The 16,340-nt window shown below is 29.8% G+C and carries 15 protein-coding genes; 10 read left to right on the forward strand and 5 right to left on the reverse strand.

Annotated features, from left to right (window positions below):
* Positions 1-86: 86 nt before the first annotated feature.
* Positions 87-773, reverse strand: a complete 687-nt coding sequence (locus JEY78_RS08205; RefSeq protein WP_291849374.1) for a Crp/Fnr family transcriptional regulator — start codon at positions 771-773, stop codon at positions 87-89.
* Positions 774-908: 135 nt separating this feature from the next.
* On the opposite strand from JEY78_RS08205, the gene JEY78_RS08210 reads away from it, so the two are divergent.
* The 10 genes from JEY78_RS08210 (at position 909) to ppk2 (JEY78_RS08255) (ending at position 11,021) form a co-directional block, all read left to right on the forward strand.
* Positions 909-3,284, forward strand: a complete 2,376-nt coding sequence (locus JEY78_RS08210; protein ID WP_291849376.1) for a heavy metal translocating P-type ATPase metal-binding domain-containing protein — start codon at positions 909-911, stop codon at positions 3,282-3,284.
* 95 nt (positions 3,285-3,379) lie between these two features.
* Positions 3,380-3,583 carry a cbb3-type cytochrome oxidase assembly protein CcoS gene (gene ccoS, locus JEY78_RS08215; protein WP_291849379.1) on the forward strand — a complete coding sequence of 68 codons (204 nt, stop codon included), beginning with the start codon at positions 3,380-3,382 and terminating at the stop codon, positions 3,581-3,583.
* Positions 3,584-3,611: 28 nt separating this feature from the next.
* The gene (gene ccoN / locus JEY78_RS08220; protein ID WP_291849382.1) at positions 3,612-5,780 is read left to right on the forward strand and encodes a cytochrome-c oxidase, cbb3-type subunit I; all 2,169 of its coding nucleotides are present in this window, start codon (positions 3,612-3,614) and stop codon (positions 5,778-5,780) included.
* A gap of 6 nt (positions 5,781-5,786) precedes the next feature.
* The gene (locus JEY78_RS08225) at positions 5,787-5,981 is read left to right on the forward strand and encodes a CcoQ/FixQ family Cbb3-type cytochrome c oxidase assembly chaperone (RefSeq protein ID WP_291849385.1); all 195 of its coding nucleotides are present in this window, start codon (positions 5,787-5,789) and stop codon (positions 5,979-5,981) included.
* Positions 5,974-6,621: a cbb3-type cytochrome c oxidase N-terminal domain-containing protein gene (locus tag JEY78_RS08230; protein ID WP_291849388.1), complete on the forward strand. Its 648-nt coding sequence runs from the start codon at positions 5,974-5,976 to the stop codon at positions 6,619-6,621. Before JEY78_RS08225 ends, JEY78_RS08230 begins: the two co-directional genes overlap by 8 nt.
* 157 nt (positions 6,622-6,778) lie before the next feature.
* Complete coding sequence (gene ccoG / locus JEY78_RS08235) at positions 6,779-8,194, forward strand: cytochrome c oxidase accessory protein CcoG (RefSeq protein WP_291849392.1); 1,416 nt, start codon at positions 6,779-6,781, stop codon at positions 8,192-8,194.
* Positions 8,195-8,647: a FixH family protein gene (locus JEY78_RS08240; RefSeq protein ID WP_291849394.1), complete on the forward strand. Its 453-nt coding sequence runs from the start codon at positions 8,195-8,197 to the stop codon at positions 8,645-8,647.
* Between the two features lies 1 nt (position 8,648).
* Positions 8,649-9,368, forward strand: coding sequence for a sulfite exporter TauE/SafE family protein (locus JEY78_RS08245; protein WP_291849397.1), 720 nt, complete (start codon positions 8,649-8,651; stop codon positions 9,366-9,368).
* Positions 9,369-9,373: 5 nt separating this feature from the next.
* Positions 9,374-10,231: a polyphosphate kinase 2 gene (gene ppk2 / locus JEY78_RS08250; RefSeq protein WP_291849400.1), complete on the forward strand. Its 858-nt coding sequence runs from the start codon at positions 9,374-9,376 to the stop codon at positions 10,229-10,231.
* Position 10,232: 1 nt separating this feature from the next.
* Positions 10,233-11,021, forward strand: coding sequence for a polyphosphate kinase 2 (ppk2, locus tag JEY78_RS08255; RefSeq protein ID WP_291849403.1), 789 nt, complete (start codon positions 10,233-10,235; stop codon positions 11,019-11,021).
* Positions 11,022-11,078: 57 nt separating this feature from the next.
* On the opposite strand, the gene secA is transcribed toward ppk2 (JEY78_RS08255), so the two are convergent.
* From secA to JEY78_RS08275, 4 genes are all read right to left on the reverse strand, one after another.
* Positions 11,079-14,417 (reverse strand): preprotein translocase subunit SecA, encoded by a 3,339-nt coding sequence (gene secA, locus JEY78_RS08260; protein ID WP_291849406.1) that lies wholly within the window; start codon positions 14,415-14,417, stop codon positions 11,079-11,081.
* Positions 14,418-14,589: 172 nt separating this feature from the next.
* Positions 14,590-14,811, reverse strand: coding sequence for a DUF2795 domain-containing protein (locus tag JEY78_RS08265; protein ID WP_291849409.1), 222 nt, complete (start codon positions 14,809-14,811; stop codon positions 14,590-14,592).
* Positions 14,812-14,900: 89 nt separating this feature from the next.
* Complete coding sequence (locus JEY78_RS08270; protein ID WP_291849412.1) at positions 14,901-15,476, reverse strand: cob(I)yrinic acid a,c-diamide adenosyltransferase; 576 nt, start codon at positions 15,474-15,476, stop codon at positions 14,901-14,903.
* A 44-nt stretch (positions 15,477-15,520) separates the two neighbouring features.
* A complete protein-coding gene (locus tag JEY78_RS08275) occupies positions 15,521-16,297 on the reverse strand; it encodes an O-methyltransferase (protein ID WP_291849415.1) in 777 nt (258 codons plus the stop codon).
* Positions 16,298-16,340: the final 43 nt, after the last annotated feature.

Here is a 16,340-nt window from a genome sequence, read left to right on the forward strand (position 1 = left end):
CCTAAAATAGGTTGACGATTATTAAAAAAATTAATGAAAACCTGTGAAGATATCTTCACAGGCTTTTTTATTAAAAGAATATCAGTTTAATATCCTTCAGAAATATTTTTTAATGAACTTTTATTAATTATTTTAATTTTCTTTCCAATTAAATCTATAACACCATCTTTTTTTAAGTTAGAAAGTAACCTAATGGCAGATTCTGTAGCTGTTCCAATAGTGTTTGCAATCTCTTCTCTTGTTAAAATAACATCAATACAAGCTTCATTATCAAGTCCAAAAATTTCTTCTAAATAAATTAAGGTTTCAGCCAATCTATCTCTTACTGGTTTTTGGGCCATTTGAGAAATAGCTGTATTTGCATCATTTAACTGTTGTGAAATATTTCGCATTAAATCCAATGAAAAATTAGCATTTTCTTTAATGGTTTCTAAAATATCTCCTTTAGGAATAAAACAAACATGCATATCTTCCAAAGCTATTGCGTTTAAACCAACCAATTCTTCACTTAAAATAGATCGATGCCCTAAAATATCACCACCTTTTATAAACTTAATAATTTGCTCTTTACCGTTGGTATTTAATTTTGTCATTTTACCTTTACCATCTCTAATACAGTAAAGTCCATTAATGGCATTTCCTTCGGTTAGTAAATTTTCTCCTTTTTTTATAACCAAAGTAGTTTTATGATCAGAAAATTTTTCTAATTCTTCTTGGGTTAATGTCTTTAAAGCGTTAAAACGTTTAATTATGCATTGTCTGCAGTTCGACATATATCATTAAATTTAAATGTAGTATTATAGATTACAAATTTAATAAATAAAATGACAAATATCACTTACAATGTATGATATTTGTCATAGATAAAATTCAACTAATTTATAGTTTTGCAAGCGTAAAAAATAAGTATGAGTTCAAAAGAATGTTACCATTGTGGGGCAGATTGTGGTAAAAAACCAATAATTTTTAATGAAAAGGAGTTTTGTTGTAATGGCTGTAAAACTGTTTATGAGATTTTAAACGCAAATGAATTAACTTGTTATTACGATTTACAAATTGCTCCGGGGACTATTCCTAAGGAGATAAAAGGAAAATTTAATTATTTAGAGAATACGGAAATAATTGAAAAACTGTTAGAGTTTAATGATGGAAGCACATCAGTTGTTGAGTTTTATATTCCTAGTATTCATTGTAGCTCTTGTATTTGGGTTTTAGAAAACTTATCTAAATTAAATAAAGGTGTTATTACCTCTATGGTAAACTTTCCAAATAAAACATTACGAATCACATTTAAAAATGATTTAAGTCAGTTAAAAGAATTGGCAGAATTAATTACTTCAATTGGGTACGAACCCTACATAAGTTTAGAAGACGACTCTAAAAAGTTACATAAAGTTGATAAAACATTAATTTATCAGGTTTCAATAGCAGCTTTTGCTTTTGGGAATATTATGCTTTTATCATTTCCTGAATATTTTGAGGTTGATGAATTTTGGTTGGAAAAATATAAATATTTGTTTAGATGGCTCATGTTTGTAATGGTAATTCCGGTAGTTTTTTATTCAGGAAAAGGCTATTTTATTTCGGCCTATAAAGGGTTAAAGCATAAAATATTAAATATTGATGTTCCTATTGCTTTAGGAATTTCGGTGTTATTTATTAGAAGTTCTATTGAAATACTTTTAGATATTGGATCTGGGTTTTTTGATAGTTTGGCAGGTTTAATTTTCTTTTTACTCTTAGGTAAATTTTTTCAACAAAAAACATATAATTTTTTATCTTTTGAACGCGATTATAAATCGTATTTTCCAATTGCAGTCACAAAAATTGTAGATGGATTGGAGACAAATATTCCAGTAAATGATATTAAAAAAGGAGATCGTTTATTAATAAGAAATGAAGAATTAATTCCGGTTGATGGCATTTTAATTAACGGAAATGCAGCTATTAATTATAGTTTTGTAACAGGAGAATCTGTTCCAACAGTAAAACAAAGCGGCGACAAATTATTTGCAGGAGGAAAACAAACTCAAGGTGCTATTGAAATGGAAGTAATTAGCACTATTTCTCAAAGTTATTTAACACAATTATGGAGTAATGATGTGATTAATAAACCAACCGATTTTACCATAAAAAATTTAACAGATACCATTAGTAAGTATTTTACAATTGCCATTTTATCTATCGCTTTTATTGCGGGTATTTTTTGGTATTTTAAAAATCCATCAATGGCATTTAATGTAGTAACTGCTGTATTAATTATTGCGTGCCCTTGTGCATTGGCATTATCTGCTCCGTTTGCTATTGGTAATATGTTGAGAATTTTTGGCTATAAAAAATTCTATTTAAAAAACGCCGAAACTTTAGAGAAAATTTCAAAAATCACCACCATTATTTTTGATAAAACAGGAACGATTACTACAAGCCATAAAACGCAATTGAAATATACGGGAAAAGCATTAACAACTAATGAACTTAAAACTGTAAAAACAGTTTTAAGAGCTTCAAATCATCCTTTAAGTAGAACTTTGTATGAGTATATTAAGCAGAAACCATTTTCAGAAAAATTGACAACTTTTGAAGAAGTTTTAGGCAAAGGAATTAATGCTTCCATAAATGATATAGACATTAAATTAGGATCAGCAAGTTTTGTAGGTGTTAATTTAAGTAGTATAAATGAAACCTCTATTTATGTTGAAATAAATAAGGAATTAAAAGGAGCCTTCATATTTCAAAATAGTTATAGAGATGGTTTAAAAGAAGTATTTGAAACACTTAACATAAATTATAAGTTGGTAATATTATCTGGAGATAATGAAGGTGAAAAAGAATTTTTAGAATCCTTATTACCAAAAAATACACAATTTCAATTCAACCAAAAACCTGAAGATAAATTAAACTATATTAAAAATTTACAACAAAAAGGTGAAAAAGTAATGATGGTTGGCGATGGACTAAATGATGCAGGTGCATTGGCACAAAGTGAAGTTGGAATTGCTGTTTCTGAAGATGTAAATGTATTTTCACCAGCTTGTGATGCAATATTAGATGCAAAACTTTTCAACAAATTACCTAAGTTTTTAACATTATCTAGTAAAACTATGGGTATTATTAAAACAAGTTTTGTAATTTCATTGCTGTATAATTTAATAGGTATGTATTTTGCTTTAACTGGTCAACTTACACCGGTTGTAGCTGCAATTTTAATGCCTTTGAGTTCAATAAGCATTGTAGTTTTTGTTACGATTATGACAAATTTGGCTTCAAAAAAGTTTGTAATATAGGTAGCATTAATTTTTAAATATGATAATTATCATATAAAGTTTCATCTAAAAAATTATTTTTGTAGCAAAAATCAGTAGTAAACTAATAACTAAAAATGGAAGTTGTATATATTACAATAGGCGTTAGTATTATTGTAGCCATCTTTTTCTTCATTGTTTTTATTAAATCAGTTAAATCTGGTCAATATGAAGATACCTATACACCATCTGTCCGTATGTTATTCGATGATGAATTAGTAACACCATCTGATAAAGACAAAATTAAAGACAAGGAAAGTAAATCTGAATCAACTAAATAATAAATAATTAACAATTAATCAAACAAGTATGGAAAAAGAACAGTTTTATTATGATAATAAAATCGTGAAAATGTTCCTTTGGGCTACAATTCTTTGGGGAGTTGTAGGAATGTTAGTAGGGCTTTTAGTAGCGCTACTTTTTGTGTTCCCAGGACTTTTAGAATTTGCAGGAGCAGACGATGCTATTTCGTGGTTAAGTTTTGGTCGTTTACGTCCATTACATACCAACGCAGTTATTTTTGCTTTTGTGGGTAACGGAATCTTTTTAGGAATTTATTACTCTACACAAAGATTATTAAAAGCTAGAATGTTTAATGATGTTTTAAGTAGAATTCATTTTTGGGGTTGGCAAGCTATTATTGTTGCTGCAGCTATAACATTGCCTTTAGGTTTAACATCTTCAAAAGAATATGCAGAATTAGAATGGCCAATTGATATAGCAGTTGTTTTAATTTGGGTAGTTTTTGGAATTAATTTAATTGGTACAATTTTAAAACGAAGACAACGTCATATTTATGTGGCAATATGGTTTTATATAGCTACTTTAATAACTATTGCTGTTCTTTATATATTTAATAATTTAGAAATGCCCGTAAGTGCATTTAAAAGCTATTCAGTTTATTCTGGTGTGCAAGATGCGCTAGTTCAGTGGTGGTACGGACATAATGCGGTGGCATTTTTCTTAACCACACCAGTATTAGGTTTAATGTATTATTTTGTTCCTAAAGTAGCAAATAGACCAGTTTATTCATATAGACTTTCAATTATCCACTTTTGGACATTAATTTTCTTATACATTTGGGCAGGCCCTCACCATTTATTATACACAGCTTTACCAGAATGGGCACAAAACTTAGGAACTGTTTTTTCAATTATGTTAATATTTCCATCTTGGGGTGGTATGATCAACGGTTTATTAACCCTGCGTGGAGCTTGGGATAAAGTTCGTGAAAACCCAGTATTAAAATTCTTTGTTGTTGCAATTACTGGTTATGGTATGGCAACTTTTGAAGGACCGATGTTATCATTTAAAAATTTAAATGCAATTGGACATTATACAGATTGGATTGTAGGGCACGTTCATATTGGAGCTTTAGCTTGGAACGGATTTATGATTTCAGGTATTGTTTACTGGTTAGCAGAAAAATTATGGAAAACGCCGTTATACTCACGTAAACTTGCAAACACACATTTTTGGTTAGGTACTTTAGGAATTTTATTTTATGCCATTCCGTTATATGTTGCTGGTTTTACACAAGCATTTATGTGGAAACAGTTTAATCCAGATGGAACTTTAGTTTATGGTAACTTCCTTGAAACAGTTACACAAGTTATACCAATGTATGCAATGCGTGCCATTGGAGGAACTTTATATTTAACGGGATTTATATTATTAGCAATAAACGTTATTAAAACGGCAAAAGCAGGATCAACTGTTGAAGATGAATTAGCAGAAGCAGCTCCATTGAAAAAAATTAGTGGTAAAAGAATTGCTGGTGAAGGTTTTCATACTTGGTTGGAAAGAAAAACAGTTTTATTTACAATTTTAACAACAGTTGCAATTTTAATTGGTGGTTTAGTTGAAATAGTTCCATTAATTTTGGTTAAATCAAATGTGCCAACAATTACAAGTGTTAAACCTTATACTCCATTAGAATTGGAAGGAAGAGATATTTATATAAGAGAAGGTTGTAATAATTGTCACTCTCAAATGATTCGTCCTTTCCGTTCGGAAGTTGAGCGATATGGAGAATATTCTAAAGCTGGTGAATATGTATACGATTTTCCATTCTTATGGGGTTCTCGTAGAACCGGACCAGATGTTCATAGAGTTGGTGGAAAATATAATGATAACTGGCACTTTAATCATATGATGGATCCTCGTTCAACATCGCCAGGTTCAATTATGCCACGTTACTCTTGGTTGATTAAAAACGATATGAACGCGTCTAATTTAGAAAGTAAAATGTCTGGTTTAGTAACTTTAGGTGTACCATATACACCAGAACGAATAAGTGGAGCTAAACAAGAATTGTTAGCACAAGCTAAACAAGTAGAAGAAAATTTAAGACAAGATCCTGAATTTGTTAAAAATTATGGTTCAAGTAATATTCAAAATAAAGAAATTGTAGCTTTAATTGCATATTTACAACGTTTAGGAACAGATATTAAAGCAAATAAAACAGCATTAAAATAATATTGTATGTTAAAATTCATAAAACATAATTTAGAAGGAATTGATGGGGTGGAGATTTACCCAATAATTTCATTGTTACTATTTTTTACAGTATTTGTTACTATGATATTTTTTGTTTACAAATTACCAAAAAAAAATATTGATGAAATAAGTCAATTACCTTTAGATAACGATAATAATAAAGAACTTACTCATGAATAAAAATTCAGAAAACATATCTGCTTGGAAAAGGTTTATGAAATCTATGACCAAAGCACACGACTTAGGAACAGAGGAAGACATCATGTTAGACCATGATTATGATGGAATAAAAGAACTAGACAATGTATTACCACCTTGGTGGTTATATGGTTTTTACATAACAATTGCAATTAGTATCTTTTATTATATTCAAGTATTTTATAATTCAGAAGAATATAGCCAAGCAGAAGAATTTGCAACTGAAGTTGCTGAAGGGAAAGCTGAAGTTGAAGCTTATAAAGCTGCAAATCCTCAATTATTTGATGATGCTAATATTGTAGCTCTGACCGATCCTGAAAGTCTAGCAAAAGGAAAAGAATTATTTACATCTAAAACTTGTTTTGCATGTCATTTAGCCGATTTAGGAGGAAGTATTGGGCCAAATTTAACCGATAATAAATGGGTTTTAGGAGGAGATGTTAAAAATATTTTTAATACAATTTCTAAAGGTGGTAGACCAGGAAAAGGAATGGTTGCTTGGGAAAGTACCATTAGTAGAGATGAAAGAATACAGTTAGCAAGTTATATTATTTCTATGCAAGGCACTCAGCCAGCAACACCAAAAGCACCTGAAGGAGATATTACTTGGCCTGAAGAATAATGTTAAAAACAAATAAATATTAAATAGTTTTTATTAGTTACTATCATTTAGGCTTTGTTTTTATTTTTTGTCACTTTTGTTTCTATTAAGTTAAGTAATTAGCTATAAATTTGGAAGGTGAAATAAAAATAAAAATAAAGCCTTTTTTTATTAGAATATGGGAGAACAAGTAAAAGAAAGATTTAGAGATTCTATTGGGACAATAGATGAAAGTGGAAAAAGAAATTTTATTTTTCCAAAAAAGCCAAAAGGTAAATTATATAATTACAGAACTTATGTAAGCTGGTTTTTACTAGCTTTTTTGTTGGCGGCTCCTTTTATTAAAATTAAAGGAAATCAGTTTTTATTATTTAATGTAATAGAACGTAAATTTCATATTTTCGGGTTTCCATTTTGGCCACAAGATTTTCATTTATTAGTAATTTCCTTATTAGTAAGTGTAGTTTTTGTTATTTTATTCACCGTTGTTTTTGGTAGAATATTTTGTGGATGGATGTGTCCTCAAACTATTTTTATGGAAATGGTTTTTAGAAAAGTAGAATATTTAATTGAAGGGGACAGAAGCAAACAAATAAAACTAGAGAAGCAAGCTTGGGATGCGGAAAAAATTAGAAAAAGAGTAACAAAGTGGATTGCTTTCTTTTTAATTTCATTCATTATTTCAAATGTGTTTTTAGCGTATATTATTGGCTCAGATGAAGTTTTAGCCTACATTACTGAAGGTCCTTTTGCTCATATTGGATTATTGCTGAAACTATTAGCCTTTACTGCTGTTTTTTATTTCGTATTTGCTTGGTTTAGAGAACAGGTTTGTATTATTGTATGTCCATATGGAAGATTGCAAGGTGTTTTATTAGATAATAAATCTATTAACGTTGCATATGATTTTGTTAGAGGAGAAGGAGATAACGGTAGAAAAAAATTAAGAAAAGATGAAAATAGAGATGAATTAGGCCATGGTGATTGTATAGACTGTAAACAATGCGTTCAAGTGTGCCCAACAGGAATTGATATTAGAAATGGAACACAATTAGAATGTATTAATTGTACAGCTTGTATTGATGCTTGTGATGAAATAATGGATAAATCTGGTTTTGAAAGAGGATTAATTCGTTATGCATCTGAAAATGACATTGAGAAAAAAGAGAAATTTAAGTTTAATGCTCGTTTAATAGCTTATTCAGTTATACTTACAATATTAGTTGGCGTTTTAATTACCATGTTGTTTTTAAGAAATGATGTTGAAGCAACAATTTTAAGATTACCAGGACAAACATTTCAATCAACAGAAACTACCGTTAAAAATGTGTATACAGTAAAGCTAATTAATAAAACTACTGAAGACATTGATGATGTTGAAATTAAGTTAATTTCTCATGAAGGAGAAATTATAATGGTTGGTGGACCATTAAATGTTAAAAAACAAGGATTAAAAGAAGGTACTCTATTTATTGAAATAAATAAAAAAGACTTAAATTCGTCAAAAGAAAAACTAAAAATTGGAATTTATTCCAAGAATAAATTAATTGAAACTACTTCAACTAATTTTACAGGACCTTTAAAAATAAACTAAATGAAGTTAAAAATAAGTTGGCCAACAGGTATTGTAATTGCGCTAGTTGCATTTATGATTTTTATATTATCATTTGTATATAAAGTAACTTTTTTACCAGAATACGATCACCACCTGGTATCTGAAGAATATTATAAAGATGAACTTAATTACCAACAGGAAATAAATAAAGAGAACAAAGGTGTTGCTTTAAAAGAAAATATTAAAATAGCAAAAGATTCTTTAGGATTAAACATTGAATTCCCTAATGAATTTAAGTCTTCTAAAATTACGGGTTTAATTACTTTTGTAAGATTATCAAACAATAAAATTGATTTTAATATTCCAATACAATTAACTTCAAATAAAATTTTAATTCAAAAGGCTAAATTAGTTGAAGGTAGATGGGACGTGAAAATTGAATGGAATGTAAATAATGTTGATTATTTGTACAAAGAAAAAATAATTTTTTAAAATGCTTTGGACTGCACTAATTTTAGGATTGGCCGGTAGTTTTCATTGCATTGGTATGTGCGGTCCTATCGCATTTGTATTACCGGTAGATAAATCGTCTAAATTTAAACTAAGTTTTCAAACTTTTTTATATCATATTGGTCGTTTACTTAGTTATTCAATTATAGGAATTCTCTTTGGTTTAATTGGAAAAGGACTCTATTTAGCCGGATTTCAACAACGTTTATCAATTTTGGTTGGTGTTTTAATGATAGCCTTAATACTAACTCCAGTTTCATTATTCAATAAATACAATTTTACAAAGCCGCTTTACAAAATTATTGGTAAAATAAAGCAACAGCTAGGTCTTTATCTTACTAAAAAATCAAATAAATCAATTTTTTTAATTGGATTTTTTAATGGGTTTTTACCTTGCGGGTTAGTTTACATGGCATTAATAGGTTCAATTTCAACAGGTAATGTTTTAAATGGAGGTTTGTACATGTTTTTATTTGGCTTGGGAACAATTCCTTTAATGACTGCGGCCATTTTATTAGGAAATTTTATTAATTTAACGGTTCGCAAAAAAATACAAAAAGCTATTCCTGTTTTTGTTGTTATTATAGGAATATTATTTATTTTGCGTGGGCTTGGTTTAGGGATTCCGTATATTTCTCCTTCAGATGCGAAATTGCAAATTTCAAATAACCCAGCCGAATGTATAACTGTTGAAAATGAATAATATTTATGGAGGAAAATGCAAAGTTGACTATTGAAGATTTTCAAAATGTATCAACAAATAAAGAACTTCTTGAAATAATTAATGATAAAAATATTTCTTTAGAAAAGGTAAATGATAAAATTTTTTACGAAGAGGATCTAAAAAAGCTACAAATAGAATTGGTGAAATTTCAAAAATGGGTTGTAAAACATAAAAAACGTGTTGCAATTATTTTTGAAGGAAGGGATGCCGCTGGAAAAGGAGGTAATATTAGAAGATTTACTGAGCATTTAAATCCGCGGGCAATGCGCGTTGTTGCATTAACAAAGCCAACAGAAGTAGAACGTGGTCAATGGTATTTTAGACGCTACATTAAAGAATTACCAAACTCAGGAGAAATAGTTTTTTTTGATAGAAGTTGGTACAATAGAGCCGTTGTTGAACCTGTTATGGGTTTTTGTGATGAAGCACAATATGATAATTTTATGGTACAAGTTCCAGAATTTGAACATATGTTGTACGAAGATGGTGTGGTTATCATTAAATTTTGGTTTTCTATTTCTAAAGGAGAACAATTAGCAAGGTTTAATGAACGAATTTCAACACCTCTAAAACGATGGAAATACAGTCCGGTAGACAGAAAAGGTCAGGAACTTTGGGATAGATATACATATTTTAAAGAACTTATGTATAATAAAACACATACAAGTTATAGTCCATGGATAATTGTTAGAGCAAATAACAAAAAAACTGCCAGATTAGAAAGTATTCGTCACGTGTTATCCTTATTTAATTATGAAGGAAAAAGTGATGCTTTAACAACATTATTACCAGACCCTAATATTATTTCAAGATATTATCGTTCTTCAAAACAAATAGATTAATATGGAAGAATTTAAATTAACAGAGGAAGATGTTCAAATTCTTAATACAAATAAAGGATTAAAAGCATTATTATCTAAAGAACCATATAACTTAGAAAGGGCTGTTAGGTATGTGAAATATGAGAAAAAATTAAAAAAATTACAGGTTGAATTAATTCGATTGCAAACTTGGGCAATTGATGAAGATGAACGTGTAATAATTATTTTTGAGGGAAGAGATGCCGCTGGAAAGGGTGGCGCAATTAGACGTGCAACTGAGCGCATGAATCCACGTCATTTAAGAATTATTGCACTACCTAAACCAACAGAAGATGAGCAAACGCAGTGGTATTTTCAACGATATGTAAATCAATTTCCAAAAGCGGGTGAAATAGTTTTTTTTGATAGAAGTTGGTATAATAGAGCCGTTGTTGAACCAGTAAATGGTTTTTGTACCCATGAAGAATATTTAATATTCATGAAGCAAGTAAACGATTTTGAAAGAATGATTACAGAATCAGGTATCCGTTTAGTTAAAATATATATGTCTATTTCTAAAAGAGAGCAAGCGAAGCGTTTTGAGGATATTAAAAATGATCCTTTAAAACATTGGAAAATGACACCGGTAGACGAAAAAGCTCAAAAACTTTGGGACACGTACACTCAATATAAAGCAAAAATGTTTGAAAATACGCAGTTAGGTGGTTTACCTTGGAAAGTCATTCGAGCAAATAAAAAGACATTTGCCAGAGTTGCTGCCATAAATCATATTTTGAAAAGCATTCCATACGATAAAAAATTGGAAATTTAATGTATAAAAAAGCCTTCATTTTAAAATGAAGGCTTTTTTATTATTTGATAAAATTAGTTATTCTTCAACAACAACCCAATCTCCTTTCTGAATTAAAGGAATTGCTTGTTTATATTTAACGGATTTATTTTCACCAGTCATTACATTTTTAATAGTAACTTGTTCATTTCTACCAATTTTGCGCTCTGTACGCACAATAGTTTCAACAGCTTGTGGTTGTTGGGTTTGATTGGTTTGTGTAGCCTCCGTTGGACTTTGGTACTCTTCCTTACTTAATTTAACTTTTTCACGTTTATGTTCTCTTGCCTGATAAACTTGATTGGAATCTTGAGAAGGTAAACTACCTTTAAATAAGAATGATAATACTTCTTTATTTACTGTATCTAACATTGAATTAAACAATTCAAATGATTCAAATTTGTAAATTAATAATGGATCTTTTTGCTCGTAAGTTGCATTTTGAACAGACTGCTTTAATTCATCCATTTGACGCAAATGATCTTTCCAAGTATCATCAATAATAGCCAATGTAATGTTTTTTTCAAAATCTGTAACTAAACCTTTTCCTTCAGTTTCATAAGCTTCTTTTAAGTTTGTAACAACTTTTAATTCTTTAGAACCATCAGTAAAAGGAACAACTATTCTTTCAAATCTGTCACCTTGTTTTTCATATACTTCTTTAATTACTGGGTATGCAGCTTGTGCATTTCTAGATAATTTTTCTTTATAATGTTTGTAAACCTTATCAAATAATTTATCGGTTAAATCCTGTGCAGGTAAGGTTTTAAATTCTTCTTCTGTAAAAGGAGCGCTTGTTGAAGAAAAACGAATTAATTCAAATTCAAAATTTTGAAAATCATTAGTTCCTTTATTCTCAAGAATTAAAGAGCTACAGGTATCATACACCATATTTACAATATCTACTTGTAATCTATCGCCATATAATGCGTGACGACGACGTTTGTAAACTACTTCTCGTTGAGAGTTCATAACATCATCATATTCTAACAAACGTTTACGTACACCAAAATTGTTTTCTTCTACTTTGCGCTGTGCACGTTCAATTGACTTTGTAATCATAGAATGTTGAATTACTTCACCATCTTCTAATCCCATTCTATCCATCATTTTTGCAATTCTTTCCGAACCAAATAAGCGCATTAAGTTGTCTTCCAAAGAAACATAAAATTGCGATGAACCTGGATCTCCTTGACGACCAGCTCTACCACGTAACTGACGGTCAACTCGACGAGAGTCATGGCGTTCAGTACCAATAATGGCTAAACCTCCAGCTTTTTTAACAGAATCAGATAGTTTAATGTCTGTACCACGACCAGCCATGTTGGTTGCAATTGTTACCACTCCTGCATTACCAGCTTGTGCAACAATATCGGCTTCTTTTTTATGTAATTTTGCGTTTAATACATTGTGATTTATTTTTCTGATGGCAAGCATTCTACCTAACAATTCAGAAATTTCAACTGATGTTGTACCTACTAAAACCGGACGGCCTTGATTTACCAAGTTTACTATTTCATCAATAACAGCATTGTATTTTTCACGTTTGGTTTTAAACACTAAATCTTCTCTATCAAAACGTTGTAAAGGAACATTTGTTGGAATTTCTACAACGTCCAATTTGTAAATATCCCAAAATTCACCAGCTTCAGTAATTGCAGTACCTGTCATACCTGAAAGTTTGCGGTACATTCTAAAGTAATTTTGAAGTGTTACTGTTGCGTATGTTTGGGTAGCGGCTTCAATTTTTACATTTTCTTTAGCTTCAATAGCTTGATGTAAACCATCTGAATATCTACGGCCTTCCATAATACGACCAGTTTGCTCATCAACAATTTTAATTTTATCTTCCATAATAACATATTCAATATCTTTTTCAAATAAAGTATATGCTTTTAATAGTTGATTCATTGTATGAATACGCTCGCTTTTTATGCTGAAATCTCTATAAAGGGTTTCTTTTAGTGCTATTTTTTCTTCCTCGGAAGTTTCTTCTTTTTCAATCCTTCCAATTTCGGTACTTAAATCTGGTAAAATAAAGAAGTTTTCATCACCATCATCTCCAGATAAAAATGTGATACCTTTATCTGTTAATTCAATAGAATTGTGTTTTTCATCAATCACAAAATACAATTCTTCATCAATTTTAGGCATTTCACGGTTGTTATCTTGCATGTAGAAGTTTTCCGTTTTCTGTACAAGTTGTTTAATACCTTCTTGACTTAAATATTTTATTAATGCTTTGCTTTTTGGTAAACCTCTAAAAACACGGTACAATAAAAAAGCACCGTCTTTTGTGTTTCCATCAGCTATTAATTTTTTTGCTTCAGCTAAAACTCCTGTTAAGTAATTACGTTGTGTAGATACAATTCTGTCTACACTAGGTTTTAGTTCGTTAAACTCGTGGCGATCTGCATTTGCTGTTGCACCTGAGATGATTAATGGTGTACGCGCATCATCAACTAAAACTGAATCCACCTCATCTACAATGGCGTAATTGTGTGGGCGTTGAACTAAATCGTTTGGCGAATGTGCCATATTATCACGCAAATAATCGAAACCAAATTCGTTATTTGTCCCATATGTAATATCAGAATTATAGGCTTTTCTGCGTTCATCGGAATTTGGTTGGTGATGATCAACACAATCAACACTTAAACCATGAAACTCAAACATTGGACCCATCCAAGCAGCATCACGTTTTGCTAAATAATCGTTTACTGTTACAACGTGAACTCCTCTTCCCGTTAAGGCATTTAAATATACAGGCAATGTTGAAACCAAGGTTTTTCCTTCACCAGTCATCATTTCAGCAATTTTACCTTGATGTAAAACAGCACCTCCAATTAATTGTACATCATAATGTACCATGTCCCAAGTAACTTCTTTTCCTTGCGCATCCCAAGTGTTTGCCCAAATAGCTTTATCATTATCTAAACTAACATTGTCTCTTGTTGCAGAAAGTTCTCTGTCAAATGGAGTTGCAGTTACAATAATTTTTTCATTTTCAACAAAACGTTTTGCCGTTTCTTTTACAACTGCAAATGCTTCGGGCATTATTTCTTTTAAAATTTTTTCAGAAGCTTCGTAGCGTAAATCTTCTAATTCGTCAATTTCGGTGTAGATTTCTTCTTTTCTATCAACAGTTGCATCGTGAGCTTCCTCATTTAGCGAAGTTATTTTTGAAGTAAATTCTTGCGTTCCTTCATTTATTTTTTGTTTGAAATAATTAGTTTTTGCTCTTAACTCATCATTAGTAAGCTTTGAAATTTCATTTTCAAAAGCTCTTACATTAGCAATAATTGGTTGTAGTAGTTTTAGATCACTCTTTTTTTTATCTCCAACAAATATTTTTAGAACTGAATTTAATATACTCATTTTTAGGTTAAATTTTTTTATTATACCAATCTTGTTTAAAAGGGTTTAATAGTGTTTAATATTACAAAGCGAAGTTAAAATAATTTAAGGTTATATTTTAATTTCAAATTAAAATAATAAGTTAAAAAATAAAAAAAAGCCTCAATAGAGACTTTTTAGTTTTTTAATATTTTTAGTATTCATCCTCATTCCAAAGATAATCCTCATCGGAAGGATAATCAGGCCAAATTTCGAGAATTGATTCAAAATTTTCATCGTCATCTTCAATTTCTTGAAGATTTTCAACAACTTCTAAAGGAGCACCCGTTCTAATTGCATAATCTATTAACTCATCTTTTGTTGCTGGCCAAGGCGCATCTGATAAATAAGATGCTAATTCTAATGTCCAATACATAATTTTGTGTGTATTAAATTTTTGCAAAAATAATTTTTTTACTTAAAAAACCAAGTATTTTTTGCTTTTTTTTCACTATTAAAAAGAACTTATTTTATTTTCTCCGGAATCCATTGAATTTCCTGAGCATTATTGTCGTAAGTCAACTTTCGTGCCAGTACAAATAAGTAGTCAGAAAGTCGGTTTAAATAAATGAGTATTTGTTCATCAATCTCACTTTCAACACTTAATTGTGTCGTAATTCTTTCAGCTTTACGACAAATACATCTTGCAATGTGACAAAATGACACGGTTGTGTGGCCGCCAGGTAGAACAAAGTGAGTCATTGCTGGTAAGGTTTCATTCATAGTGTCAATTTCATTTTCCAAAAGTAGAACAGCTTCGGAATTTACTTTGTTAATATTTAAACGTTCCTTTCCGCTTTTTAAAATAGCTTTTTCAGGTGGAGTAGCCAACATAGCACCTAATGTAAAAAGTTTGTTTTGAATTGAAATTAATATTTCTGTGGAATGTTGGTCAATTTTTTGGTCTCTTATTAATCCTAAGTAGGAGTTTAATTCATCAATTGTTCCGTAGGCTTCAATGCGCAAGTTGTATTTTGGCACTCTTGTTCCACCAAATAATGATGTTTCTCCTTTATCTCCAGTTTTAGTATAAATTTTCATAAATTAATTTTAAATAATTAGGTACAATACTTTGGGTGTGTTTTTTAAACACGTATTGTAAAATGTTGTTTTAACTGTTCATTTCTAAAAAAAACAATTCCCCAAAAGTACGTATTTATTGTAACAGTTACTTTTGGATGCTGCTTAATTATTTCCCAAGTTTCATGCATTTCTTTGTTCCAATAAATATCATCAAAAATAAAAATAGCATTTGTGTCTGCTGCTTGTAAGCACCTGTTAAAATAATTTAAAGTGGCTTCTTTTTGGTGATTTCCATCAAAATAAATAAAATTAAAATTTGTTTTTTCAATAATTTCTGGTAACGTGTTTTGAAAATTGCCAACTATTAATTGAATGTTTTTTAATTGAAATTGATTAAAAGTTTTTTCTGCAATTTCAGCTGTATTTTTACATCCTTCAAGGGTGTATATGTTGGAATTAGCATTTCCAATATGTAAAGCACAACTTCCTAAACCAACAGAAGAGCCAATTTCAAGTACATTTTTTGGGTTAAAATATTCAACTAAACGTATTAATAAAAAGGCTTTTTTAGTTGTTATTCCTGCAATTTTTGCAATGTCAGATATTTTACGTGTATTGCTTTTAAAAACTCTAGAACCTTTTCCAAAGTCGGATATTTCAATTTCAGAAGTATTATTCTTTAAGTGCTTTTTAATTTTTTTAAACAATAATATTTTAGCGCGGTTAGTTTTACTATAAAAACATTTTGTTACTAAATTATAAACAAACGGCGAATGAACTCCATGCTGATTTGTAGATTTTAATAAAAACGAAATATATGTAGAAATTTTAAACCACATGAATGCTTATTTTAATGCGAAAATAATAGAAAAATTATTTTAA

This window comes from Lutibacter sp., assembly GCF_016342705.1.
Lineage (GTDB): Bacteria > Bacteroidota > Bacteroidia > Flavobacteriales > Flavobacteriaceae > Lutibacter.